Origin of the sequence: Chryseolinea sp. T2, from assembly GCF_037203685.1 — a bacterium.
Classification (GTDB): Bacteria; Bacteroidota; Bacteroidia; order Cytophagales; family Cyclobacteriaceae; genus Chryseolinea.
In genome coordinates this window covers 43,437-69,748 of sequence record NZ_JBBCAU010000006.1, presented here as the reverse complement: position 1 = coordinate 69,748, position 26,312 = coordinate 43,437, and the positions used below count along the sequence as shown (strand labels likewise).

Sequence of the window (26,312 nt, the reverse complement as noted above, 5' to 3'; positions counted from 1 at the left end):
GAATAGTTACTTGTCGTTGTGCGCCTGGAAAGAGATTGCAAGATTAATTCTCCGGGACAGTTAAGATATTTAATTGAAAATCTATTGTGTCTCCCAATGCCACCTTTTCCATGAGGATTCTTGTATTTTCGTCGTTCATGCTTATTACGTTGTAGTCAATGAAATAATTTGTTGGGCTGCCGATGTTGAACTTCCTTGTCACAATGCCTTCAACACGTAAATCCTTGTTTTCGTCAAAGATCCATTCGTTATCGGGACAAGCATGCACAAAAGCGTTTCTGTCATTGTCAGAATTGTCTACCGGAAACAGCAAAATCAAAGTATCTCCGACCTGCAACCTGTTGTTTAATTCTACTGCTGCATTTTGCAGCTGTTCCTCACATTCGACAATGGGTTTCCAATAGGCTTCATGGTCAGCAATCTGTCCTTGCAGATCAATGTCTTTGTTGTTGAGCTTTCGGTGAAGAGAGGTCAGTATCGTAGAGGAAATGTCGTCAGGATGTCTGAAATGTAACGAGTCGAAGAAGCGGATGAGAGGAGGATTTCGGTCGCCAAGAATCCAGTTATTTCTAATCCACATCCCCACGGTCGTATGCAGCCCGGTAACGGCCGTCTCTTCATCTTTCAGCTGGAATTCGCGCAGTTGGCCAGGGCTCCAGTTTTCTTCAAAGTAAGCGATAGATTCGTTCAGATCTTTTGGTGGTTCATCCTTTGAACAGGCTATTGTAAGGACGCTTATTAATAAAAGTAAAATTGATGAAGGTTTCAAGAAATAGAGTCAGCTGGTCTTATGTCAATCAATATACAAAAAGGAGGGGGCCGGCAAGCGCCAGCCCCCTGTTAATAGTCACACCGTTACTTCCAGCTTCACTCTCGTCATCATGCTGTTCAGCAATACAAGCACTTAGCCCTTTGTCATAGCATTTTGTACCGCAGGTCCTGCACCAACGATACATATTGCATGATACATAAGACTGAAATTCGATATCCAATGTTTGGGCATTGATACCAGGTATGCTCATGTATTGTGCGGTTATCGTTGTACATTATCCTACAACTCTGGCCTTGTACTTTATCCCTGAAGCTCATTGCCAACTGAATGCCATCGCAGTTGGATAACAATGGTTCTACAGCATTTTGATTCAGAGTTAAACTGCAATACCTGTGTCAACTTTCACTACCTGCATTACGGAATGCAGGCCCGATTTCAACGCATACTCAATCCCGTTTACAATCTGAATAAAATTGATCCCGAATGTCAGGATCAAAGGTTTCGTTGCGCCTGGAATTAAATGCTGCAATGCTATTCCGCCTGTGGTGCCCGAATCGACAGCGATTGGCGCCGTCTGGGCAGTTACAGCAACATACTTTTGCGTTTCGAAATCGATCTCCGCTGCTGTTGATCGCAATACGAAGTGCGTTGCGCCATCGGGTTTCGATAGATCGTGTAATGGAGAGAATGCGGAAATCTCAACCGATACATTACCCGTCGCACGGTTCACAAGCGGCGTGAACGGCACCTTGTGAGCTTTCGTTAGCGACGAGGCATCGTTGAATTGTAAACCTTCCAGGGCTTTTGTTGTTACCGGAAGTACCTGGCGGGACCCACGGCCATTGACCGCGTCCTGCCGCAGGAGTTTGTGAAACAGCGAAGTAAGCCTACGGGCAAGACCACCGTCGCCGGCGATCTTGACATCATGCGCAAACGCTGCGCGGAATGCCATAGTAGCTTTACTGGCTTGTTCAAACTCCTTCATGTTCTCGCGTGTTCTGACAAAGCGGTCATCATTTTTGACCTTGACGCCATCAACACCCGAGGCCTTTCTGGCCGCGTATCCATCTTTCGTTTTGTAGAAAGATATGTTGCCTACGCGACCCTTTAATTGGATAATCCCATCTTGGGTAGCCATTTAGAAATATTTAAATAATTCATCATGTAAACAGGGCACACGATAATTAAGCCCATGAAACTGCGCGCGTTCATGAGACAAGTATACAACAGTTCAAAAATCCACTTTTTCATTTTTTATCTTTTATTCGTTTTTTTAACCAATTAAGATTAATTGTGTTCCGGCGTTGCCAACATTATTGACTTGTTGAGTAAGCGATCTGGAAGAACGATAGCCAGAGGGCGTTTTACTGAAACAGAACTTGCATTTCTCAGCGTTAGACAGTTTTTTGAGTAGCCAGGAACATGGGGAGTTCACTAAAACATCCAGGATGCATCTTCGATACATGTTGGATACATATTGGATATAAAGCCGATTTAATTGGATATGAAATGGAGCCCCTGGCTCTTTGTCAGAGCGAGACTTCCAGTACAGTTGTGATCCGTGCCATGGCGTTGGAATTCGTCGGATAGTAGCGCAAGGCTGACATTCAAGGCAATCTCAGGCATTGAGAACGAAGTATCTTCAGATTGCAGGACATAAGAGATTTTTTGCCGATATTCCACCTTAACAAGCTAATTGACTGCTAGCGCTTGCTGTTGTCCATCCCAACCGTTGTGCAGCAAACCGTTATGAAGAGAATTATAGCCTTCACATTACTGTTCTTCCTGACTACCATCGCGTGGACGGACGTTGCCCCCAATCCAATCACCCTGAAAGGCATAATCCCCGCCAGGCCTTGCGAAGTGCGCATGCTTTCTGAAGTCGTCGAGATCGACATGCATGCCGATTCATCCTTCCTGCATTGCACCTTTAACATGGTCAATACCGGCGATAGTTTAACGTTGCCGGTAGGCTTCCCGGTAATGACCTTATTTCACTGGAACATGTATCTCTATGACCTTCACGACAGGGAGGCGTTTGAAATATATGTAGATGGTGTGAAGCTTGATCGGGATGATATTCAGGTGCCTGAAGAAATGAAGCCGGCATATGACCGGTTCGTACGCGGTGCCTGGGCCGATGAAGAGTTTAAGCGAAAGTCTGACAGTCTTGACAATCATTACGGTGTGAAGCCGGGTACAGATAAGGTAACCAGGGGAACAGACGCAGCTTATCAAAGTGGATACAATAAGATCCAAAGATGGTTCGATAAGCAGCCTCACCTTGATTTCAAACTATACGATGAACTTGATAGTCTGTTAAAGAATGGAAATTACGCCTGGTATGTGTGGCCGGTGAAGTTCAACAAGGCTGAATCAAAAACGATTACCGTGAACTATACTGTAGAAGCCGGGTCCACGTATGGTGGGCACTCGCGTTTTGTAAAGTATTTGTTAAGCACTGGCGCGGGCTGGTATGATAACATCGGACGCGCAGATATAATAGTTAAGCTGCATGGTATTGAAGTCAGTACTGTTGAAGCGATCAGCCCTGCGAACCATCAGTTTGACAAAGTGAACAAAACAATCAGCTGGACGTTCAGTAATCTCGAGCCAACGATCAACGATGATATCGACATCCAATATTATAATCCGAATGAACGAAAGTCGTTTGAAAAGCACATGAGGAAAAAGGGAAGAATGATCAGAAGGAATCAGTGAAAAGATCTTTATGCAGTTGCTGAACTGATAGGGTTGCTTTAATAATTGATAAGATGTTTTTTGTTGCCTGATAAGTTCTTTATTATTGAAGTCGTTACTGAATAAATCGTTACCTGATAAGTTGCCTTAACTTATTTACTACAATCGTTATGAAAAGCTGCCTTCTACTCTCGTTGTTATTAATAGCATCTGGCATCTCACTCTTCGCACAGTCTTACAATACACTCGTCCGCAGGGCCGACTCATTGTACAGGGCTAAAGATTATAAGGCGTCACACACTACATACAGCCGGGCTTTTAAAATTGAAAAGAAGCTAGCCGGCGATTTGTATAACGCCGCCTGCGCCGCTGCGCTGGCCGGTGACAGTAAAGATGCATTCGCCCTTGTCAACCTGGCAATGACGCACGGTTGGGCCAATGTAAAGCACCTGACAATCGATAGCGACCTGACCAGCCTGCATAGTGATGCTCAATGGAAGCCGCTGGTTGCCAAAATGCAAGTGAAGAACGATTCAATAGAAGCTAACTATGATAAACCACTCCAGGCCGAGTTGTTAAAGATTCTTCAGGAAGACCAGGCTATTCGTCGTTTATATATAGCAGAGTCAAATAAATTGGGCTTTGATCACCCTCGTGTAGACAGCCTCGGCAAGGTGATGCAACACACAGACAGCATTAACCTCGTCAGAGTAAAACCAATACTGGATGAAAAGGGATGGGTTGGCCCTGGCAAGGTAGGAAAGCCTGCCAGCCAGGCGTTATTCCTGGTAATACAACATTCTGATCTTGCCACGCAGGAGAAATATCTGCCGATGATGCGTGAGGCGGTGAAGAAGGGAGACGCTGGTAGCGATGAGCTGGCATTGCTGGAGGATCGTGTGGCATTGAGAAAGGGTAATAAGCAGACATACGGAACGCAGCTTCATACAAACAGCGAGACGAAACAACTGTACGTAGCAGCGATGATAGATCCCGATCACGTAGATGAGAGAAGGGACGCAGTTCGCCTTGGTCCTATGGCCGAATATGTCCGGCGCTGGAACATTGTCTGGAACGTCGAAGAGTATAAGAAACAGCTGCCCGAATATGAGCGACTTCTGAAAGAAAATGCCCAGAAGTGACTTCCGAAAGGGATTGCTTTCTTACTCTCACATTCACTCTCACTCTGATTCTTAATGGCCAGTATACATTGGAACTAATTTGGTTCCACATTTTTTAGCTTAAAAAATCTGAACTTCACGGTGAATCACTTTCAATTCTCAACTTATTTTTCAAAACTTAATTCGCAGTTTTAAGTCCCCGGGTGAGGTGTAATCAGATGTTCAGCAATAGCGTGGTGCCCGTGGCTTCTTTTCCTCAGAAGGACATTTGTCCTTAGTGTACTTACAGATCATTCGACGACAAGTTTTTTCTAAGCAACCTTGCTATCATGTTGGCGTTGCCTGAAGGTCTGTTCATTTGACATTTTGATTTGGGAGATTTTTAAACATTCGTTGAGATGCCCATTTCCGAGAAGCTGAGCGCCAGAATTGGCGATGTGCCGCTCATTATCTGCGGCCCCATAGTACGAAGAGTGGAACCGGAGATCGTTTCCGTTTGGATCGCATTAAAGGAGCCGCGCGATATTGAGTTGGAGCTATACACCGGATACTGCGTGCCTTCCACCCCCGACTTCCCGGAAAAGGTGGTGGTATTCAAATCGGAAAGAAAGCCCTGCCGTGCCATCGGCGCGAACCTTCACATCTCTGTTGCTGTGATTGAATCGGCAGGACTGTTTACGCCCGGTCAGATTTACTCCTACAATCTGATTTTTCACGACACACGGACAAGCCCTACGGACCCAAATCCTCAATCGCTCATATCATTAAAACAGAAGGATGAAACTGGTAATCTTAAGGGCCTGCTTGAAGAACCACATCGGTTGGGATTTAAAATTGGCCAACTTCCTTCCTTCATTGTGCCACCGGCGAAGCTCGATCAGACACGCATTGCTCATGGTTCTTGTCGCAAGCCCCATGGCAGTGGTCGAGACGCGCTGGCCATCATGGCTAAGATTATTGAACCTGATTTCGTTGATCCAGACAGACTGCTTACTCCGGTTGCCCGCCCGCATTACTTCTTTCATACGGGCGACCAGATCTATGCTGATGATTGTTCAGACTTCCTCATTCAACACTATACCGATGTCGGGAACTTCCTGCTGCAAAAGACGGAACAGGTACCTTTTCCTGCCGATCCAACAAAAAGCTTCCTCGCGCAGGGAACTGCCGATAGCGACTTCGTTTGGATGCAGGTAACCTCTGATGCACTTCCCCCGCTGCGGCGCGCCACTAATTTCTATTCGGGCTTTACCGGAGATGAGTCGAACCACTTGTTATCATTTGCTGAGTTTAGTGCCGCGTATCTATTGCAATGGTGTGATGCTCTTTGGCCGAAGGAGTTACCCACCATCGATCAACTCTTCCTCGACAGATTGCAGGTAGAAACGAGTGATGAAACCAGGCCGTACCTCAAATACGAAATCGTCGAAGGCGATGAAGATGCTGATAAAAAAAAGGAGAAGAAGCCAACCTTGTCAAAGGAATGGTACAGTCTCGATGTTGCCGGAAAGAAGATAGCGATTCACGACAATCCGATCGTGAAGGCGGCAAAGGAAAACTATCGCAACAGACGTGAGAAAAAGTCACCTACCGATGAACCACATCAGCGGGAGCTGGTCGAAGAATTCAGAAAAGATCTGAAGGCTGTTCGTCGCGTGCTTGCCAACACGGCAAACATAATGAGCTTCGATGATCATGATATCACGGATGACTGGTACATGAACGGAGGCTGGGCCAAGCAGGCACTTGGAACACGACTTGGTGAAACAATCATACGCAATGGATTAATGGCGTATGCACTTTTCCAGGCTTGGGGAAATGATCCGAAGGGATGGGATGAAACTACTCCTGCGAAGTATGACCGCAAGAAGTTGTTAACGATGATTGAAGATCAGGTCAAGACTTTCGGCACGTTCGATGCAAGTGAAAAGTTAATCTCTCCAAGAAAATTAATTGGTGAAGATCTTACGAAGGCGTTCAACGAAGCGTTAGGCTTTGCCAACTTTGAGAAGCCATTCATTCCCTGGAACTGCACTCTGAAGATCAGCGAGGCCAAAGTATACGTACTGGATACACGCACGCGTCGTGACTTCTCAAAAGGATTGAACTTCCCTCCAAACCTTATCGGGAAGAAAGCACTGGAGGAAATGATACCTGAGCCGGTAATAGCGGAAACCGGAGTGGAGCTGGCCATTGTGGTATCGGGAGCGCCAGTGCTTGGCATTGCAGCAATTGAGTCAATCGGTCAGCCGATCATTCCGAAGGTGCTTGATTTTATGAGTCTCACCGGGCCGGTGAAGACTCAGTTCAACATTGACAGAAGGATTGGCGTTCATACTGGCGACCATAGCCTGGACGTTGAGCACTGGTCGTTGCATAATGAGGGATTCGAAGCGATGCTTAAGCGTTGTGCGGGTTTGAAGAAGGTTTTGTTTCTCGCTGGTGATGTTCACTACGGTATTACAAGTGAGATGGACTATTGGGTGAAAGGCGAGCCTCAGGCATCGAGGTTTGTACAAATGGTTTCCAGTTCACTGAAGAATATTAAACCTTCCGGCGCGCTCATGGGTATCCTTCCTTCCGGTATTGCTGAACTGGCATTGTCCGGTGGCCTTAATAAAGAGTTTATCGATCTTACGGGTATCGGCTGGGAGAAAGAAGACGACATAAAAAAGATTGGTCTCAGGGCCCAGAAGTCACCCGGACAATTTATCGATGCGCGGCCAAGTCACTATCCGCTCCGCATAGGCAAGGCGTTGGCGTCAAAGCCGGTATTGCTCACGTTGCGTGACTGGCCATTGATTGCCTTCAAGCAGAATGATGCACGGGTCGTTTTGAATCGCGTTGTCTTTAAAAAGGAAACACCGGATCCATCGTTCCGTTGGCGAATGAATGTGCTCATGGACTCCCGGCCGGATGCGCAACGATTTGCTTCTTTGACTAACAAGCCCGCTAACCTTGAAGCAGACTTTCTTCTAAACGAGAACAGCGGTGACGCCTTCGGGTCTAAAGTTGACAGGCTGCTCCGGCGTTCGTCATTTTATTCCAGATCACATATCAACCGGTTTGTGAACTGGTATAGTCATGTCGCCATAATTGATTTCAGCCGAAAGGATGGAAAGCTTTCATCGCGTCATTCCATGTTCTTCAGTCCGTTCCTCGAAGCATCAGATCAGGGTGATACGGGCACATTTGAACAGCCATTTGTACAATACAAAGTTTCACTGGAGCGAAAGCCGGCAACAGAAAAGCCTGTATTTCCTCTTGAACCATAGATGAGTTAACGGGCAACGCTCTCGGGTAATAGATGAGTTAATGGGCAACGTTCCTCGAGTAATATTTGAGTTAATTAAATAGACTCCTTGAGTCATAGACGAGTAAATTAAATACACCCTCTTCATGAATCGGGTTACCAAAGCGATCAACGCCGTCGACGAATGGCTGTCTCCGTTATCGAAGTTAGTCGAGGATGAACAATTCAGAGGTGAGTTTTTGAAGGAGTTAGGGGCGAAGCAAAAAGAAGATCCTGCAAGTAAACAAAAGGCCAAGGAGAAGCTGAATTTTGTTCTGAATGCGTTAAACAAACTGCGACTCAAACTTGGACTCGATAAGTCGGACGTACCCAACGTCGGAAACATCATAGCTCTTGGATTGCTGCTGGCAGAATTGTATAAGGTTTGGGAGGCAATCGACGAACTCTTAAAAGAAAGCGATTACCCGGACCCCAACGGAGAACTGATGATTGGGGATGAAGTGAAGGCCGCGCAACTCAACGCCATGCGCGCGTTGGCCAGGTTTCTTACTCACACCTACTTCAGAAAGAGACATCCAACGGTTGCCACACTGTTTGATACCATCGGTATCTTCGCAGAGGAATCTACAGAGGTAAAGCGTGCCCTGGACCTGGTATTGTATCCTTTGGTCAGACTGCTGCAGGTATTGACAGGTAAATCTGAACATACTGACGACATAGGTAAAAGTCTCAATTCTGATTTTTTCAGGCCGCTGGGAGATGAGAAACTTGATGATCCCCTTCGAAGTACAAGAGGATGGTTTCTGATTTTGTCAATCATTGAATTTGTCAGGAGAAGCAAAGGCATGCTTAGCGGCGTAGACAAAGTCGGCTCATTCCTTTTTAATCAGGGTTATGAGCTTGCGCCTGCGTTGGATTCTTTTCCACGCGCGGCCAAACTTGCTAATCGCGTTCTTCAGATGCAGTTTGTTCCCGGCGAGGTTTTCTATAATGATCAGCGCGACCAGGAGACCGGTGAGTTCACCAGACCTGGAACAGGAGATGTTGTCGTTTCCTTTACGAGCATCCCTGTTTTTCCAGCCGGTACGGAAGAGGGCGAACCGGAAGGTTTTCAATATGTATTGAATGCTAACCTTAACCTGGGCGACTTCGGTTCCGACGTTGGTGATTTCGGTATAAGATTCCCGACAGACTTTGCTCAATCATTTATCTGGGGACATAAGACTGACTTCCAGGGGATCGGTAATAACGATTTCCCTGTGGGAACTCTTGTAAGGATTCAACAGCTTGCAAACAGAGATGAAACCCAGAGCACAGAAGAGGGACGAAGCGGTGACTTATTCTTTGATATTGAAGTAAAGAAAGTAACTGTAAATAATCAGCCTGCAGCTGATTTACTACTCAGTCTTACCTTCAAAGACTTCAGTCTGGGATTTACCGGTGAAGGCCGTGACGGGTTTGTTCAAAAGCTGCTGCCCGACAGCGGCGGCATGAAACTAAAGTTCAGCGCAACCATTACCTATTCTTTACAAAGGAAGAAACTAACAGTGGAAGGCATCGATGCGACCGATGGATTGCTCTTCAGTTTCAGGATCGCCGATAAAGATTTCAAGGCATTGCAGGTGCCAACGCTATACCTGGGCGCCAAGCCTTTGACTGATGAAGAGAAGTCGCTCAGCGGTTTGGAAGTGGAAGCATCAGCATTGATCAAATCAAAGTTGGGTCCGTTCCAAATGACTGTCGATCGGCTGGGCCTCGCATTCTCATTGGATTTTGCAAAGAAGGAAAAGGCGAACCTTGGGTTTGCCAACGCTGGAGTCGATCTCAAGCCACCAACTGCTGTTGGCTTCTTAGTGAACGCTTCTGCCGTTACGGGCGGTGGATTCTTATCGTTCGATCCCGCTAATCATCAGTACTATGGTGCCGGCGAGCTTAAGATCAAACTCGAAAAGTATGAGTTAACGCTCAAAGTATTTGCCATCATTCTCACTCAGCTCCCGGATGGAAGCAAAGGCTTCTCGTTCCTCATTCTGGCGACGCTTGAATTCAGTCCGCCCATTGACACTCCACTCGGCTTCAAGGTGAAAGGAATCGGAGTTCTGGTTGCCATTAACCGAAGCATGAACCTCGAAGCTTTTCAAACAGCAATCAGAGACGACCGGATTGATTCAGTTTTGTTTCCTGATAATCCCGTGGGAAATGCGCCAGCAATTGTAAAGGCGCTAAATGCATTCTTTCCCGCGGCGCAGGACCGTTATGTGTTTGCCTTCCTGGCGAGAATAGTATGGGGCGCATCAGATCTGGTGGATCTTAAGGTCGGCTTATTGATAGAAGTGCCGTCGCCGGTGAAGCTTGCTGTTGCAGGTGTGCTGAAGGTATCAGTGAAGAAAGGCGACAAGCAGATCGTGAAGCTGCAGGTAAACTTTATTGTGGCGCTTGATTTCGGTAAGAAGATATTCTCCATGGATGCGGCGATCTATGCGTCGCGCTTCCTGATATTTGATATACGCGGAGAGTTGTATGTGAGATACCGATGGGGAAACGATCCTGTGTTCCTTATCGCCCTGGGGGGATGGCATCCTGACTTCGAAGTGCCTGCTGGTTTGAATCTGCCGGCAAAGCCACAGCGGATAGCGATTCCGCTGATGTCGGGAGAGCACACCAAGATAAACCTTTCATTTTATCTGGCAGTGACATCCAATACGTTCCAGGCCGGGTTTAAGATTGAGCTCAAGGTCAAGGTTTCGAAGTTCAGGCTTGAGAGCAGCCTGTCACTGGATGCACTGTTCCACTTCGATCCGTTCTACTTCGTCGTAGACTTTGAAGGTAAGCTCGGCATCTTCTGGGGCGACAGCAGCCTCGCAGGCGTCAAAGTAAAGGGCAAGTTTTCGGGCACCAACCCCTGGCGTATACGCGGATCGGCTACGTTCGAGATCTGGATCTGGGATTACGATGTCGACTTCGACAAATCTACCGGCGAAGAGGTATCAGAGATCAGTCAGACTGTTGAAGTTGTACCATTGATTCAGAAAGCTGTTACTGACAAGGCAAACTGGACGGCGGCCTTGCCTAACGGACTGGCTACACATACGATTCTGCGAAATACAGACCCGGATGCACAGCAGGAATCAGAAGCAACATCCAAACCCATTGTGGCAGATCCATTATCGCGGATGGAAGTGGTGCAACAGGTAACGCCGTTGGGCGTCAGGATTGACAAGCTTGGATTCCAGAAGGTAAACGGTCCGAAAAAGTTTGACTTGTCAGTGCAGGCGGAAGGCGAGCCATCGCCGTCAGACAATAAGCTCGAGGATTTCTTTGCTCCAGCCATGTTCATTCAGATGGAGGATGCCGAAAAGTTATCACGCAAATCATTTGAACGGATGAATGCCGGTCAGTTCTATGCTGACTCAGCGTCCGTAAGCTGCGGAGCGGTGCGTGTTGCCGACATTAATTATGACGACAAGATCAGGGATCCGTTGTACCCCAGACCGCAGCCGGATCCGGCTACTGGTACCCGACCGCCTATTGTGTTGTCGTCTAATCTGACTCCTGATCATCTCCATGTTTGGGCGAGGAACAACTCGGTTGCTAAGTCCGCTGCCGGCCGACGGGCAGTAGCGCTTAGGGAGTCCGTTAGTCGCGCTCCTCAGATGAAGGCCGACAATTTCGTTTTGACTGATGCCACCACAGGAGCGAGAGTTGCCGAAGTACAGGGACAGACGAGCATGACTGCTGCGCACTATGAACTATGGAAACTTCAGACGATAGATCCGAGACGTAAGCTGAATGTCGTACGCGAGTCTGAACTCATGCAATAAGTGATCATTACTCATGCGAAGACGACTATTACTTATGCGAAGACGATCACTGCTTATACAAAGACGATCACTACAAATGCAACTACGATCATAATCATTGCCACATGTCGAAACAATACATTTTTATTCCATGGCTGCGGCGGGGACTGGCGAAGCAGATTACAGAGCCTGATCCTCTGGTTGAAACTCCGGCCACCGCTCAGCGCGCGGGAGTGAAGTTGAATGTTAGCATTTTGGGTGATGATGTTCAGAGAGCAACGGTTCAGCAGGAGTTAGTGCTGGTCGGTCCGGGCGATATTGTTGGTATCGACAGAGCTGCAATTGTTAAAACCGATCCAGCTCCAGGCATAAGTAATTTTCAACCTAATTTCTTTCCATATATAGAGTTTTATGAAGAGGACTTTCCCTGGCGGTATTCACCCGCTAAGGCAGCAGGTGAGAGGAGATTGAGGCCATGGATCGCACTCATCGTGTTGCAGGAATCTGAATTTCAACGGATGGTTCAGCCTGATGATCGGGGAACGGCGAAGATATTGATCGGCGCTGATGTCGCAGGTCAGGCACTCCCACAACCGGAACAAAGTTGGGCCTGGGCGCATGTACAAATAAACGATGGAACTGCAACAGACAATGATCTATCCGATGCTAATCGCAACCAAACGATAGGGCAGATACTCAATGGTAATCCAAATCTTGGTGTGTCAAGAATTATGTGCCCCCGCAAGCTTGACGCAAACAGAAAGTATTATGCGTTCGTAGTTCCTGCTTTTGAGAAAGGAAGACTGGCAGGACTGGGACACGATCTTTCAAAGATTGAAGCAGCCGGGAGATTCAAACCATCGTGGGGCGGTGCTGACGCAGTTGAACTACCCGTCTATTATGAATGGAGTTTTCGCACAGGAGCCGAAGACTTTGAAGCGCTGGCAGAGAAGATCACACCGTTGGATCTGTCTAAGACTGAAGCGGGACGCTTGTGGATGGATGCCTCTGAGATCAACTACGGAAATTCATTTGACTACAACGGCAACCTTCAGCCTGACATAGAAGGTCGGCAGGGTAAGTTGCCATTTGAAGGTGCGCTTATCGTACCCGTTGACCCCGATGAACCACCACCTCCCAACATCCTGCCATCCATGCCGCTCACCAGGCGGGGAGGCACCACAGAGCAGGACTTTGTCAAGCGCTTCGCAGGGCTGATCAATCTGGGTGTGCAGTATCGCGTGATAAAGAAGTCCAATCTTCAGTGGGCTGCCGAGATACCGGGCAACGATGTTGATGATCCGCTGCTCGTACCACCGATCTATGGAAAGTGGTATGCCAACGTAGAAGGAACTGCGACGGTCGATCCGCTAAAGACAACGGACTGGCTGGAGCAGCTCAACCTCGATCCGGGCTTTCGCGTGGCAGCAGGTCTGGGTGCTGAAATGGTGAGGCAGAACCAGGAGGACTTCGTGAGCCGCGCCTGGGAACAACTTACGGACAAGCGCAAAACACTGAATACTGAGCTTAAGCGGCTGCGATTTGCCCAGGAGGTTACCAACGCCACGTTCAGGAAAAGGTTCAACGCCGCGGCTACTGGTCCCGAAACACAAACCAATCAGTTCCTCGCTCTGACACAGTCTTTTCATTCGATGGTAGTCTCGGATGATCCGGGACTCTCAGTTGCCGGTCAACTCAACGGGTACAAAGCCGATACGGTATTCGTGCAGCCTGCCTTCAGACGCATGACCCGCACCAACGGACCTATCATGAAGAAGACGCGTCCAATTGCAATCGCCAACATATCTATGACGACCGTTGCGCTGCCTTTCTTCTTCGAAGCATTCATCTTCAACCCGGCGCCCCCGTTTCAGAACTTTAACAGTAATGAGAAGCTTGCGAAGTTCGATCTCAATCTCTTCATAATCCGAATCCGCATTCGCCTCAGTCCGAACTTCCAGGTCCCCAACTGGTTTGGAGGATTAGCGACTGAGACGAACATACCCAGGGGCGGCCTGTCCGCCATGGTAAAACAACTTCAGGATACTTTATTGAGGAAACCGTTGATCATCAAACCTGCGCCTGTAAATCTTCAGGCGATATCAGCTAAGGTGATGGCGAGGATCATTCCATCAAACAGTTTTAAAAACAGGTACAAGGCTGTTATGCCTGCCGTTGCACCTGCTGCTGTCGTTGAAAACGAGCAGATATCAGCTAATAGTTTCAATCCATTCTTTACCGATCCCACGTATGAGCTACTGGGCAAGGCACAACCGGAGCTCTTCATTCCGAACCTCGACCTGATCAAGCCAAACTCCTTTGTACTGCTACAATCGAACTCTGCATTTATAGAGGCATACCTCGCGGGTATGAATCATGAAATGGCAAGTGAATTTCTCTGGCGGGGTTACCCCGCGGATATGAATGCCACCTTTTTCAGAAGGTTCTGGGATAAATCTGATACGCCATCGTCAGCGGCGGATAACAGCGACATCGACTTTATCAGAAACTGGAAAGTGAACAACGGGCTGGGTACAAACGGTCCGGTTGGCAGCGTGGTAAATCCATTGGTGTTTGTTATTAAGGCGGAGCTGGTGAAGAACTATCCCAACCTGGTGGTCTATGCGCAGAAGGGCGAAAAGTCTAATGGAGGTAACAGCCGTAGTCCCAGGATGTCGGACCCTCCAAAGCTGCCTATCTTTTTATCGACGATGTCACCAGACTATTTGTTCGCGGGATTCGATCTGTCAAAGGCAGCGGCAATGGGTCTTGACGATAATGATGGTGGTTACTATTTCGTCATTGCTGAGCGCCCCGGTGAGATGCATTTTGGTCTTGATCAGACTGAAAGCAGTACTTACGATAGATGGAATGATCTCAGCTGGCCAAAGCTTTCAAAGGTAACTAGTCACATTGATTTGCAGCGGGACATACCGCCGAGTCCTGTTAACTCAAACGCGTTGGCTTGGGGAAAAGGGGAGAGTCCCATCACAAACTCACCGACCGGAGGTTTGGGTGACTCGGCTCAGATGGCAGCAATACTTAACCAGAAACCGGTACGGATCTTTGTGCACGCTACTCAAATGGTTTCTAAGGCATCAACTCTCAACACGTAGTTATGGCGGACTATAAGGAAACACAGAAGCAATACATGCAGTCGAAACTTGTGTTCAGGCAGGCATCAGCTGCTGATTATCTTGCGCGGCAGGAATATCACTTGTGGGAAACTAAAGTCGAGGAATTTCTGAAGGCTGCTTCGCTTGCTTCTTTACCTGCAGGGCATGTGTTGCTCGGTCAGGAAGTGGAGATAAAAAAGAAAGTGACGAATTTGTCTGCTGCTCTCAATAGTGCAAAGCAGGCATTACAGGTTTCGCGCGAAGCATTTAATGCCCTGGGAACCGTTAACCTTACCGTTGGCAACATTGATGATTCAAGACCAATCTTGTTGATGCCTTTGAAGATTCAGACTCGCTTCCGCACGATCAAGCACATCACCCGAAATCTTAACGCGAATGTATTAGTTGATGTAAACAATCTTCTGCCTAACGCGCAGCAGCAACTGAGAAGAGTTTTTCTTCAGGACCTTCGGCCACCAGGTGAGCCGTTGCGCATGAAGGCATTTCCAGCATTCATACTTTCCAATTCGCGCCAGGTTGGCATTAACCGTGTTATCCATGAACTGAATCAGATTGATCCCAGAGTAAGAGTTCCGGTAGAACGTCTGGTTAGGGTGGAGGATGAATTCGAGTTGTGGGTCCGCATATTTCCGGATGATCTTTTTCTTCAATCTCATGAGCCTGCGCTCACAGAATCGGAAATGGAGGCAGCTAAGGTTTTCTGGCAGTCCATGTGGAATGCAGAAAGAGCAGCGCGCACGGGTGGAAACGAAGCAACAAAGAGAGAGCAGCAATTGAGTGCGTGGAGAGATCTGCGATCCGTGGCATTGCCTCATCGTGCGAGCTGGATCGCCAGGATCATGAAGCCTGCCGAGTTCCCGGATCAGTTGCCAAACAATCTCGTAACCATTCCCGATAACAAGTTTCCAAATCCCGGCCTGAAGTCCGACAGCTGGACGATGCCACCATCAACGGACATGCTACCCGAACACTTCGTGGTAAAGTTGTTCTTTGAAGATGTCAATCTCCCTCCGCGCGAAGTCATTGGCGGACCTGTGCCAGATTATGTTCAGATGGGATTCGATCCCGACGAACAGGATGAACAGGCATTCACAGAGCAGGGTCGGGTACTGCAACTGCCAGCTGCCTTACGATGGTTAACAGATTTGAAAGAGGCCGAGAAAATGGGACTCGCAATCCGCGTACCGCTGTCACGCCAGGAATCGACATCGGGCATCTCAAAATTAGTGGTGGTGGGATTAAAGTCTGGTGCTGATGCATTGCAGGGAAGTCAGAATCTCAGTTCACTTTTTATCAATCATCAGTACAAGTCCGAGGGAATGGCATTACTGCCACATGGAACGTCTACCAATAATTTACCCGGACAAGCTTCGGGATTCAGACCCGGCGGACTTTCTGATGAATCGTCATTTGATGTGGAATTCAAAAAGAAGACTGATGATGTCAACACAGATGGAAAGCGACTGGCTTTGGCGCTTGGTCTTAATGCTGACTTGTTCAGGACAACTCCCAACAGTGATGGCTTCGAAGGGCAGGAAGCGTTGATGCTCAACAGAGCGTTGTGGCCTGCCACACTGGGTTACTATCTTGAGAACCACATGCGTCCGAATGTGACGGACGAAGATCGTGCTCATGTAAAATCGTTCTTTCAGAATTTCGTAACCGGCAGGGGACTTCTTCCATCATTTCGTATAGGCAAGCAGCCATATGGAATTGTTCCTGCTACGAACTGGTCATCATGGAAGGCAGGTGCGACTGCAAGTCAGTCTGAGAACAGGCTCGTCAGATTGTTGAGCAAACTGGATGGCCAGTGGGAGAGACTCTCGGCGCAGGTCAAGACCATCAAGAAAGTATTTGCATATACCGATCCGCAGTTGTTGAAGAATGACTTCCGTGAGATAATGGCGATGCAGGCGAGTTCTACCAGATTTTTTCGCCGGCTCGTTGCAGGTGAATATCTGCTGTGGAACATCAATGCCTTCTCGATGCCGTTGAACACGGACAAGGTCGGCATAAGAACTACGCCCAGTGCATACAAGACAAGGCTTGAAAGTGCTGACGCATGGCAGGAACCACTGGCTCAGATTCCGCGCATGCTTGGAAGATTCTTTGATGATGATAACTACAAGCTAACGGATCTTCCGACGGACATAGCCAAAGATCCGAAGCAGTTCAATGAGCGGGGAAGAAATTATCTTTCATTCTTACTCGATCGCACGGTTGACCAGCTTAGGAACAGAGATCTTGCTCCGGGCTTCAGCGATTTTGTTACCCGCAGGTCCTCTACACTTGTATTTGAGACCGCACGCTTTGCTTTGTTGCAAGCATGGATAGAAGCAGCAACAGCAGTGCTTCGGAAGGAGGATGCATCTATAAGTCCCCTGGCCAAACTTGATTTTGAAACAGAGTATATCAATGCGGGTAATGATCTTTCCACCGAACATCTTGCCTTACTTGCTGCAAGTAATATCAATGGCGGCTTCACTACGCGAAAGAGTAAGTGGACATTCCTGGAGCAGGTGCTTCCCGATCAAACAAGAGTGGACGCCAGGATTCAGCAACTGCTCGCAACGAACCTTCCCAACGACAGTCCGGTTAAGAATTTACAGGATACTATAAAAGCTATCACATCTCTTACAACGTTGCCACCGGAACGTCTGGAAAGAATTTTCAGTGAGCACGTTGACCTGTGCAGTTTTCGTTTAGACAGTTGGATGCAGGGACTTGTTCTCGAGAGGTTATTCAACAATCGAAAGAAGCCGGGCTTTGAAACAGGTCTTACCGTGGGTGCCTTTGGATACCTTGAGTCAGTCAAGCCGGGAACTAATCCATGGGTTGAAGTGAAGGAAATTACTGCGCCACAAATAGAGCGCGTGCAGGAGAGTTTGCCGAACCGATATGTTTTACCACTCGTAGACCTGTCGGGATTTACGGCGGACCAGTTGCCTGCGGTGAGGAAGCAAATCTTTGCGTATCTGGGCAGTGATCCGGATACGAAGCTTGCAGTGGATAGCCGTACCGGTATAATAGTAGTGGTGCCTTCAAACGCTCCGATCAGTGAGGCCGGATTTATGCTAACGCCATCACTGGAGCACGCAGCGACGGCAGCCATTCTACGCGCTGGCTATGAGCACTATGCAGGTTCTCAGGGGGCAGATTCAAAGTCACTCGCTGTGAACCTGAGCGTTCAGCGTACCGATAAGGCTATGCGCCTCCTGAAGGGCATGAAATCCGGGCACTCGTTGAATGAACAATTGGGATACTTCATTGAGCGCAGCATGTACGAAGTGCCGGATCTTCCCCAGTTTATTCCGGCATTAAGAAAGGCTTTCCCCTTGCAGATAGAGCTTAACGAATGGGACGACGATCAGCACATTGGTGAGCAACAGAAAGTTCACAACCTTTCCCTGGTGCTTGACGGGCTTGCGATAACGAAGGCCTCACAGCCGGCAACGCAGAAATTTACAGACACAGTTGCCAGTTTTGGAAATACTACTGCGGCAAATAGCTTTATAAAGATCATTAATGAGTGTGCTGAACAATTTGATGCGGTCAGTGACCTTGTATTGGCGGAGACGTTTTATCAGACGGTCAAGGGAAGTCCTGAAAGAGCTGCCGCTGCATTGCGAATGGTTGGAGAAGGTTCCGACATATCGTTACCGGAAGTAGTTGATGTTCCCGGTGATTCGAGGTTGCTGTCGTTCCGGTTTGGGCTTGTACTTAACACACCGAACAATACGGTCGCAGGTTGGGGCGCTGGTGGTACGCCTTCTGTTTTCACAGAACTCTCACCTGTGCTCAATCGCTGGCTTGCGGATCATCTGCCGTCGCCAGACAGGATTATTATCAGGGTTAATTTTTCGGATGAAGTCGTGATCTCTGTTAACGTCGCCAGCCTGGGAATTCAGCCAATTGATTTTTATTACCTGCTGAGCAAGACAGCCGGACGTGCACAGGATACGTTGCTTACCTGGTGGAGCATTGAAGTCGCAGGAAAACATCCCGATGCGGCGGGTAAGGTTCCCGTTGGGGCATCATTCGAACGCGATGCGGCTTTTAAGGCGGGCGAGTTTTCTATAAGGGAACTGCTTCCACTCATCAACAGTATCAGTGCACTGCTCGAGAGAAGCAGGCCTATGCGCCCGGGAGATTTCATTTTAAATACGGACAATAAGACGGAAAACACTGCTACGCTTTACAACAACAATGCATTGAAGATTGCTTGCACAAAGTACGCCGATAATACTGCCAGCGGTCCGTTGGCTGTTCTCGGGAAGAAACTGAGTGATGCAAAGCAGGCACTCGAGCTGAACATTCCGGCAGATCCTCCATCTGCTGTTTCTGAACAGTCGTTCAGTCAATTGATTCGTGCTATACCTCAGGCTTATTTCTGCGGCCTCTGGGACGCGCTGCCACGTTGTCCAAACATATGCAATAAGGTGAATGCCCTGATCCTGATCGATCAAACAAATCAGCTCATCAACCAGATTAAAAATCGATCCACTCAGAGCAGTGCGGCATTGGCAGGTTTGAATGCAAATACAACTTTGAACGGTGAACAGTTGTTTGATGAACTGACAGCCCTTGCCCGCAGGTTTGCTGGAGAGAGTTTCATCACGCTTCCTGTGTTTGCATTGCCTGAGAAGAACGCGATATCCGGAACGTATAACGACGCGTCGTTGACTGCTTCCATTGGAGAATTTGGAATGGAGGAATGGATCCAGGGTCTTTCGATGGTGAGAGAGAACGTTAGAAAGTATCAGACTTTGAGTAACCTTCGGAGCGTGTATCCGACACCATCAGCCAGTCGAAAGTTACAGGCATTGCAGCTGCCGTTCAAAGCTGGCACTTCAAGTCACTGGATCGGTGTGCCATTCCCACAGAACTTTGAGCCATCATCACAAGTCTTGTCTATGGTATACGAGTTTAGTGGTCCACTCAATCTTAACGAAAGCATTTCCGGTTTGCTGCTGGACGACTGGCGCGAGAAGGTCCCGCTTGAGAACGTGCAAGCCGGCATTTCAATCAAGTACAATCAGTCCAATGCCGAAGCTCCACAGTGCATGCTATTGATGGTGGCACCTGAGATTAAGGGTGCGTGGGACTGGCCATCCATCGTGGATGGCGTGTTGAGTACAATGACACTGGCAAAGAAGCGTGCAGTAGACGGTGAGTTGATTCAAAGCACATGGCTGAGTCAGTTTCTGCCCGCCATCGTTACTCCCATTGACAGCAAGAACAATATTCCGACACTGGACTTCAGGATGGCGGGTCCTATGATCAAACCTGTTGTTACCGATGTGGGCGGCACTGGCGGCGGTGTTCTTCATGGGGGTGTATTTCATGGAGGAGTAATAACAGGTGGTTTTACGAGGATCAATAATTAGCTCGAATTGTAATCCGCATCCTTGTAGGCGTATCTAATTGTAGGTATATCTAATTGTAAGTGTCTTTAATTGTAGTCGTCTCTAATTGTAATCATCTCTAATTGTAATCATCTCTGAATTATGGAAGCATCAGTGATCATGTGGAACCGGCTGGAGAGTTCATTGAGAAATGAGAATCAACTCGACAATGCATTGCGCTTTGAAATCCGCGATGCCTTATGGATGCTTACCAGACAGTGGCAGTTCGGAGAATTTGAAGGTGAGGATGCCGGCACAGCTGCGTTTGCCAATATTACTTCAGAGCAATCGCAGGTTAGTGGGATTGGATCTTCTTCAGGTCAGATGCGAAGCTTTGATGTAACCAGCGTTCCATTTGAAAAGGAGATCGAACATGAGGCGTTCCTTCCTGATGTGGCCACGCGCCTTGAGATGGGCCGTCACTTCGAACGAATACTGATGAAGCGTTTGCCTGCTGCGACGGCATCGACGGTGATCACGCAACTGAGGAACAGTACGCGTTTGCAGTTTACACGCGACTTACCCGCTGACGATGCGCGGATCACTAAGTTTCAACTCGCATCGTATTACAGCGATCAGGAGAACTTGTTGCTTATCGATTCACTGAGTAGCGGAAAGGCTATTGATGGTTACCTGCTGATCAGAGCGATCACTTCCGGCAATGCGGCATCTTCATTTCTCTCGCAGTCAAATGATCAGGTGAATAAGGCGGGTACTGAATTTGTTGAGTGGTACAACCGGGTTTACGGACAGCAGGCAAATGGAAACAGCTGGCACCCGCAGCACATGGAGTATCAGCCACAACTTGCATTCATTGATGAATCGGGACAGCCGAAGGTTGTTGCTCAGGAAGAATACTTTGGAGATGGGTTTGAGTGGCATGGATTTCAGGCGAAGCCAGCATCCAATCCGCCAATGCCAGCGACTAACATCGCTGATAAGAGAACGGCGAATACCAGTACCGTTATTCCGTCGGGCGTGCGTTTCAGGGGCATGCCATCGGTACGGCTATGGGAAATGGAGGATGCTACGGTAGACTTTGGAGATATCAAGTCATCATCGACCGAGTTGAACAAAATGATCTTTGCGGAATTTGGGCTCGTGTATGGTAACGATTGGCTGACAGCTCCGGTGCAATTTCGCGGAGGCAATATGTGCCGCATTAACAGCATCGTTGTGACGGACACTTTTGGCCAGGAGACGCACATGCAGGAGATCACGCCCGACAATGATTTTGCTTTCTTTCAAACACCGCTCACAAAGGTATCGGGTAGTCGGTGGTTGTTTCTCGCCAATACATCCTCGTTTATCAGCGAAGGGCCGCCGGTTGAGAAGGTTACATTTATGCGTGACGAGATGGCCAACATGGTTTGGGGCGTCGAAGAGATAGTGATGAGTCCCTACGGCGGAGGCCGTGACGGTGAAAGTCTGGCAAAGAAAACAACAGAGTTTGTCAAATCGTTGAGTAATCAAACCGTTGTGCCTAATAACGGAGCTCCTGCGGTAGAGGGATGGATCTATAAGGCGGGAACGCTGATGGCGGAAAACAGAATTCCATTCATAGCCATGTCAGTTGCTGACCAGTCGCCGGCGTTCAGTAAGAGAATTGTGGTGCTGCAGCGTGCAGCTATCCCAAGGGTTGGCGATGATTTTGCTCCGGTTAGGATACGTCCACGGACCACACTATTAGGCCATATGGGAAAGAACGATGCGCGCCGACCTGAGCCGTTGTTCCTTTTTGAAGAGGAGGTCCCCCGCAGCGGCATGGCGCTAAGTCTCGTTTGGAAGCGCGTACGCGGCCTTAACGGACAGACGCACACCTGGCTCGCCCGCAAGAAGTCATTGGGTGTGGGAGAGATAGACGGAAACTTCAAGTTTGATTTTGTGACGAAGTAGCTTCTTGTGTCGAAGTTCGTGCCAAAGCAATTGCTCCACATGCTGGTGCTAACGGAAGTTCACGACCAGGCAACTATTGCAACAGTAGGCCGTCTATCGAAAGTCTTCCGCTTCCATTCATGATGATCGCCAGACAAATTCCAATTACCAGTAAATGATACTCGTACCCTTCGCCTGACTGATTGCCAAACCAGTTCATGAAGAAGCCGTTCTTCAAATTGGTCGTGACTATCGCACCAATCATGATCGTTATCAATGCAGCAGCCCAGATCTTACTGGCGAACCCTACCACTAAACCTATTGGTCCGAAGAATTCAATTATTATGATGAGGACTGACACTGTCCATGGAAGCTTCATTGAGTTGATGAAGAAATCCATCGTAGCTTTATAGCCGTAGCCACCGAACCATCCGAACATTTTCTGACAGCCATGAGGCAGCATCACCAGGGCTACCGTTAGCCGTATTACCAGTCCCATCCATTCATTTCCGGTGTAAAACAGGAGTTGTTTCATTGTATTCATGTTTTGTTTTGCAGTTCAAAACAGCGGAATACTTTAACGGATAGGATTAAAGTAGTTTAAGAAATCGCCTTTATCGTTCTTTTCTTCCTTAGCATGCTGAGGAACTCAGGTGTGATGCCGAGGTAGGCCGCAATTTCCTTTTGAGGAATGCGCAGTTCCAGTCCTGGATATTTCTCATTGAAATGCGAGTACTTTTCTTCACCCGTAGCGAAGAGGTTTTGTGTCATACGGCTCTGCAGCTGGATGTATGAGTTCTGAAACATGATGCGCGAGAACTTTTCGAACTTAGGAATGCTCTCGTGAAGTAGGTCGTAGTTGCTGCGACTGATCTGAAAACTCTCAGTCTCTTCAATGGCCTGGATGGAATAGAGTGCTGGCGTTTGTGTCATGAAACTTTGCAGATCGAATGCCCACCAGTCTTCGATGGCAAACTTGGCCACATTCTCAGTACCGTCTTTATCCGTGAACGTGATCTTGAGACAACCTTTAACCACGTAGGTTTGAAAGCGGCAGACCTCGTTGGCGCGCAACGCATATTCCTTTTTCCTGAATGTCTTTTGTTCGAGAATGGAAGTAAACCATTTGATCTCATCGGTAGTTAAATCAATGTGACGTGCAACGTTTTGAACTATGCTTTCAAAATTCATTTGATCGCGGGATATGAATGGATTGCAAATATCGCTCCGGCAGATAAGGGAGGGAAGGTACAAAGAATTAAGAATTCGTTTCCACGACCGAAGGTCGTGCTAGCAAATTCTTAACTCTTAATTCTTAATTCTTAATTCCGTCTGGCCTTCTGCGTTGTCAAGAAGCGGATTAACGATCAGCCCTACAGCAATCAGACACATCGGATACAACAGTCCTACGAAGGGGGCAAATGGAGCGCTGACTGAAAGCGCAGTCCTCAGGAACTCTGTAACCAATGGTGTCGCACCTCCAATTAAACCATTGCCGATGTTATGAGTGAATCCCATCGCAGTATAACGGGTTCGTCCCTGAAAGTATTCGAGAACAAACGCGCCCATCGGTCCATATACTAATGCGCTGGCGAAAGTATTGACAAACACGAGAAGGATGAAAAATACAGTAAGCGAGAGTCCGATATCATGTGGAGTTGTTAGTCCATCAGGGTTACCCAGCTTGAGGAATAAATAAAAGGAAACGGGTATTGATACAAAGGCGAGAACCATCCCATAGACGATGAGCTTCTTTCTTCCAAAGGTGTCGCTCCACTTTCCGGCTAGTTGATACAACGGAGCGCCGCCCAGCAGGGCCGTTGCGAGTATGATGTAAGTCGTGGACTCATGGATATGAACAGTGCGTTGGAGGAAATACAAAGTGACGAACTGAGACGTGTGCATGATAGCACTTTGGGCGGCGTTACCACCGAAGATGATCTTGAGCATCACCTTCAGCTTGGCGCGATCAACTAGTACTTCCTTTACAGGAGACTTCGCAATATTCCCTGACCCTTTTAAATTCAGGAAGTATGGAGTCTCCTCGATCCGTCGCCGGACGAGGTACGCGAACAGCACAAGCAGCGCACTTGAAAGGAAGGGTATCCGCATGCCCCAATCGGCAAATTCTTCCGGACTCATCGAGGACTGAACCAGTATTACCACCAAAAGACACAGCAGTAGTCCTACTGGAACAGTGGCTTGTGTAAAGCCGGTATAGTAGCCTCTTTTATGGGGTGGCGCGTGTTCGCAGGTATAAATGATCGCCCCAGCGTATTCGCCACTTAAAGCGAAGCCCTGAACCAGACGGAGAATAAGTAAAAAGATGGGAGCCAACCAGCCAATAGTGCTATAGTTGGGAATCAGGCCAATAAGAAACGTGGCGGAACCCATCAGCAGCAAGCTGAGGAGGAACGAACGCTTGCGACCGGTTCTATCGCCGATGGAACCGAAGATAAGGGAGCCAATAGGACGAATGAAGAATGATGAGGCGACGATAGCCAGTGTTTCGAGAAAGGCGGTGGCGTCGTTGTCCGGGAAGAAGCTCCTGCTCAGAGTACGTGCGAGAATGACGGCGAGGAACAGGTCGTACCACTCCAGCAGAGTTCCCGTTGCGGATGCGGTTATGATCACGCGCATGCGCGCTTTAAGATCGTTCATTGGCTGGAGGCGCTTTTGGGGTATTGCTAATGTAATCTAAAAAGTAAAATGTTCGCTACTACGGGTGTCAGTATTGACCCGGATTCAAACGGTGGCAAGCGGTTAAAAAACATCACAAGATGCCCGACAACAACTAAGAAATTACAGCGATAATTCTACTTTTGTGTTTGCCCGGAGGGCACACTAAGATGAACATTCGTACTAACAAAATAATGAGTCAGACGCTCGGGGAAAGGGATCATGACTTTAAGCAACAATCAGTGACATTGCCCGATGAGTTGAAAGAGCTTGTCGACTCTGGCATTGCCGAAGAACAGGGCTGCGTACTGGTAAAGGACTTTCAATATTCTGAGCCAGGACAACTCGACTCTGACCTTCGAAGGACTGAATATGAAGAATTTATTAATGCCATCCATATCAGCGACTATATCTCTGAACCCTCGGAGGAATTCGAGTATTTGAAGGTCGGGCTCGAGCTGGGCAAGCAAATCTACAACAGATTAACGCAGCAGTATAGCAGCGACTTTAGGGTTACAGTTTCCTTCAGTGAAACAGTTTACGCCGGACATGAAATTGATACGTATGGTGATTGTGTGGTGAAGTTTCATAAGGTCAGACCTTCCTGCGAAGACAAATTCAAAATGGACAACCTGGAGGAGTTTGAAACCGAAGGTGTTCTGGTGATTGAATAGATGATCGCCTGCCGTTGCAGGACGATTACGAAGTATTACTGCCGTTGTTTGTATGGATATTCAGGAAGAAGCATCCAAATTGAGCCTTGCCGGGGCCGACGGAAAGAGGTTAGTATTCAGAAGGGTTTAATGGCGGACGAAATATTGAAGCTCGCGGGTAAACCGGTAAAACATTCGCATAATAATTGCTGGGCGTCTTTCGTGATTCATTGTATTCAACCATCATTGAAGACTGATGAATCTTAGTAACTAATTTAACTTAGTTGTATGAGAAAGATCATTGTTCTGTCTATGATTACACTGGACGGGGTCATGCAGGCTCCGGGGATGCCGGATGAAGATACATCAGGTAATTTTCGATACGGAGGTTGGGTTGCTCCGTTTTTTGACGACGTTTATGTTGAGGTCCTTCAGAGACAATTGCAACCAGCGGATCTTCTCCTGGGACGAAAGACATTTGAGATCTTTGCTGCGTACTGGCCGCAGCGTGAGAATGAATGGCGCGGTATCAACTCTGTTACCAAGTATGTTTTGTCAAATACAAAGGACAAATCTGATTGGAGGAATACGGTGTTTCTAAAAGACTTGTCTGCTATTATTAAACTCAGAGATACAGAGGGATCTGACATTCAGGTTCACGGTAGTGGTAAACTGATTCAGCTGCTACTTGAGAATGATATCGTGGATGAATTGTGGCTCAAGATCCATCCGGTTACTTTGGGTAGAGGTAAAAAGCTGTTTGAAGCAGGGACAATCCCGGTCGCTTTTAAGCTGATTGAGACCACGGTAACAAAGAGCGGCGTGATACTGGCGAACTACCAAAGAAATGGAGAAGTCAGAACAGGAGTCGTGGGTTCATAGATTCAAAAGAAAGCGCCGCCCATCCAATTAAGTAG

At 47.9% G+C, this 26,312-nt stretch carries 14 protein-coding genes; 9 read left to right on the top strand and 5 right to left on the bottom strand.

Annotation, left to right across the window (positions count from 1 at the left end; all coding sequences use genetic code 11):
- Positions 1–43: 43 nt before the first annotated feature.
- Together WBG78_RS19255 and WBG78_RS19250 are read right to left on the bottom strand one after the other, a co-directional pair.
- On the bottom strand, positions 44–769 hold the full coding sequence (locus tag WBG78_RS19255; protein WP_337328104.1) for a DUF6794 domain-containing protein: 726 nt from the start codon (positions 767–769) through the stop codon (positions 44–46).
- Positions 770–1,148: 379 nt separating this feature from the next.
- The gene (locus WBG78_RS19250) at positions 1,149–1,910 is read right to left on the bottom strand and encodes a hypothetical protein (protein WP_337328103.1); all 762 of its coding nucleotides are present in this window, start codon (positions 1,908–1,910) and stop codon (positions 1,149–1,151) included.
- A 611-nt stretch (positions 1,911–2,521) separates the two neighbouring features.
- Here WBG78_RS19250 and WBG78_RS19245 point away from each other — a divergent pair.
- The 7 genes from WBG78_RS19245 to WBG78_RS19215 all read left to right on the top strand — a co-directional run bounded on the left by WBG78_RS19245 (position 2,522) and on the right by WBG78_RS19215 (position 22,084).
- The gene (locus WBG78_RS19245) at positions 2,522–3,493 is read left to right on the top strand and encodes a hypothetical protein (protein WP_337328102.1); all 972 of its coding nucleotides are present in this window, start codon (positions 2,522–2,524) and stop codon (positions 3,491–3,493) included.
- 149 nt (positions 3,494–3,642) lie between these two features.
- Entirely contained in the window at positions 3,643–4,614 is a 972-nt protein-coding gene (locus tag WBG78_RS19240; protein ID WP_337328101.1) for a DUF6624 domain-containing protein, read from the top strand.
- A 377-nt stretch (positions 4,615–4,991) separates the two neighbouring features.
- Positions 4,992–7,868 carry a hypothetical protein gene (locus WBG78_RS19235; RefSeq protein WP_337328100.1) on the top strand — a complete coding sequence of 959 codons (2,877 nt, stop codon included), beginning with the start codon at positions 4,992–4,994 and terminating at the stop codon, positions 7,866–7,868.
- 124 nt (positions 7,869–7,992) lie between these two features.
- Positions 7,993–11,667: a DUF6603 domain-containing protein gene (locus tag WBG78_RS19230; protein ID WP_337328099.1), complete on the top strand. Its 3,675-nt coding sequence runs from the start codon at positions 7,993–7,995 to the stop codon at positions 11,665–11,667.
- Positions 11,668–11,771: 104 nt separating this feature from the next.
- Positions 11,772–14,762 carry a hypothetical protein gene (locus WBG78_RS19225; protein WP_337328098.1) on the top strand — a complete coding sequence of 997 codons (2,991 nt, stop codon included), beginning with the start codon at positions 11,772–11,774 and terminating at the stop codon, positions 14,760–14,762.
- Between the two features lie 2 nt (positions 14,763–14,764).
- On the top strand, positions 14,765–20,170 hold the full coding sequence (locus tag WBG78_RS19220) for a hypothetical protein (protein ID WP_337328097.1): 5,406 nt from the start codon (positions 14,765–14,767) through the stop codon (positions 20,168–20,170).
- Between the two features lie 120 nt (positions 20,171–20,290).
- Positions 20,291–22,084 carry a hypothetical protein gene (locus WBG78_RS19215; RefSeq protein WP_337328096.1) on the top strand — a complete coding sequence of 598 codons (1,794 nt, stop codon included), beginning with the start codon at positions 20,291–20,293 and terminating at the stop codon, positions 22,082–22,084.
- 73 nt (positions 22,085–22,157) lie between these two features.
- Here the strand turns inward: WBG78_RS19215 and WBG78_RS19210 are convergent, their stop codons facing one another.
- The 3 genes from WBG78_RS19210 to WBG78_RS19200 form a co-directional block, all read right to left on the bottom strand.
- On the bottom strand, positions 22,158–22,598 hold the full coding sequence (locus tag WBG78_RS19210; protein ID WP_337328095.1) for a DoxX family protein: 441 nt from the start codon (positions 22,596–22,598) through the stop codon (positions 22,158–22,160).
- A 65-nt stretch (positions 22,599–22,663) separates the two neighbouring features.
- Positions 22,664–23,254: a Crp/Fnr family transcriptional regulator gene (locus WBG78_RS19205; protein ID WP_337328094.1), complete on the bottom strand. Its 591-nt coding sequence runs from the start codon at positions 23,252–23,254 to the stop codon at positions 22,664–22,666.
- A gap of 117 nt (positions 23,255–23,371) precedes the next feature.
- Complete coding sequence (locus WBG78_RS19200) at positions 23,372–24,724, bottom strand: MFS transporter (RefSeq protein ID WP_337328093.1); 1,353 nt, start codon at positions 24,722–24,724, stop codon at positions 23,372–23,374.
- A 212-nt stretch (positions 24,725–24,936) separates the two neighbouring features.
- On the opposite strand from WBG78_RS19200, the gene WBG78_RS19195 reads away from it, so the two are divergent.
- Both WBG78_RS19195 and WBG78_RS19190 read left to right on the top strand, forming a co-directional pair.
- On the top strand, positions 24,937–25,416 hold the full coding sequence (locus WBG78_RS19195; protein WP_337328092.1) for a hypothetical protein: 480 nt from the start codon (positions 24,937–24,939) through the stop codon (positions 25,414–25,416).
- Positions 25,417–25,683: 267 nt separating this feature from the next.
- Positions 25,684–26,277, top strand: coding sequence for a dihydrofolate reductase family protein (locus WBG78_RS19190; protein ID WP_337328091.1), 594 nt, complete (start codon positions 25,684–25,686; stop codon positions 26,275–26,277).
- The last annotated feature ends 35 nt before the right edge of the window (positions 26,278–26,312 follow it).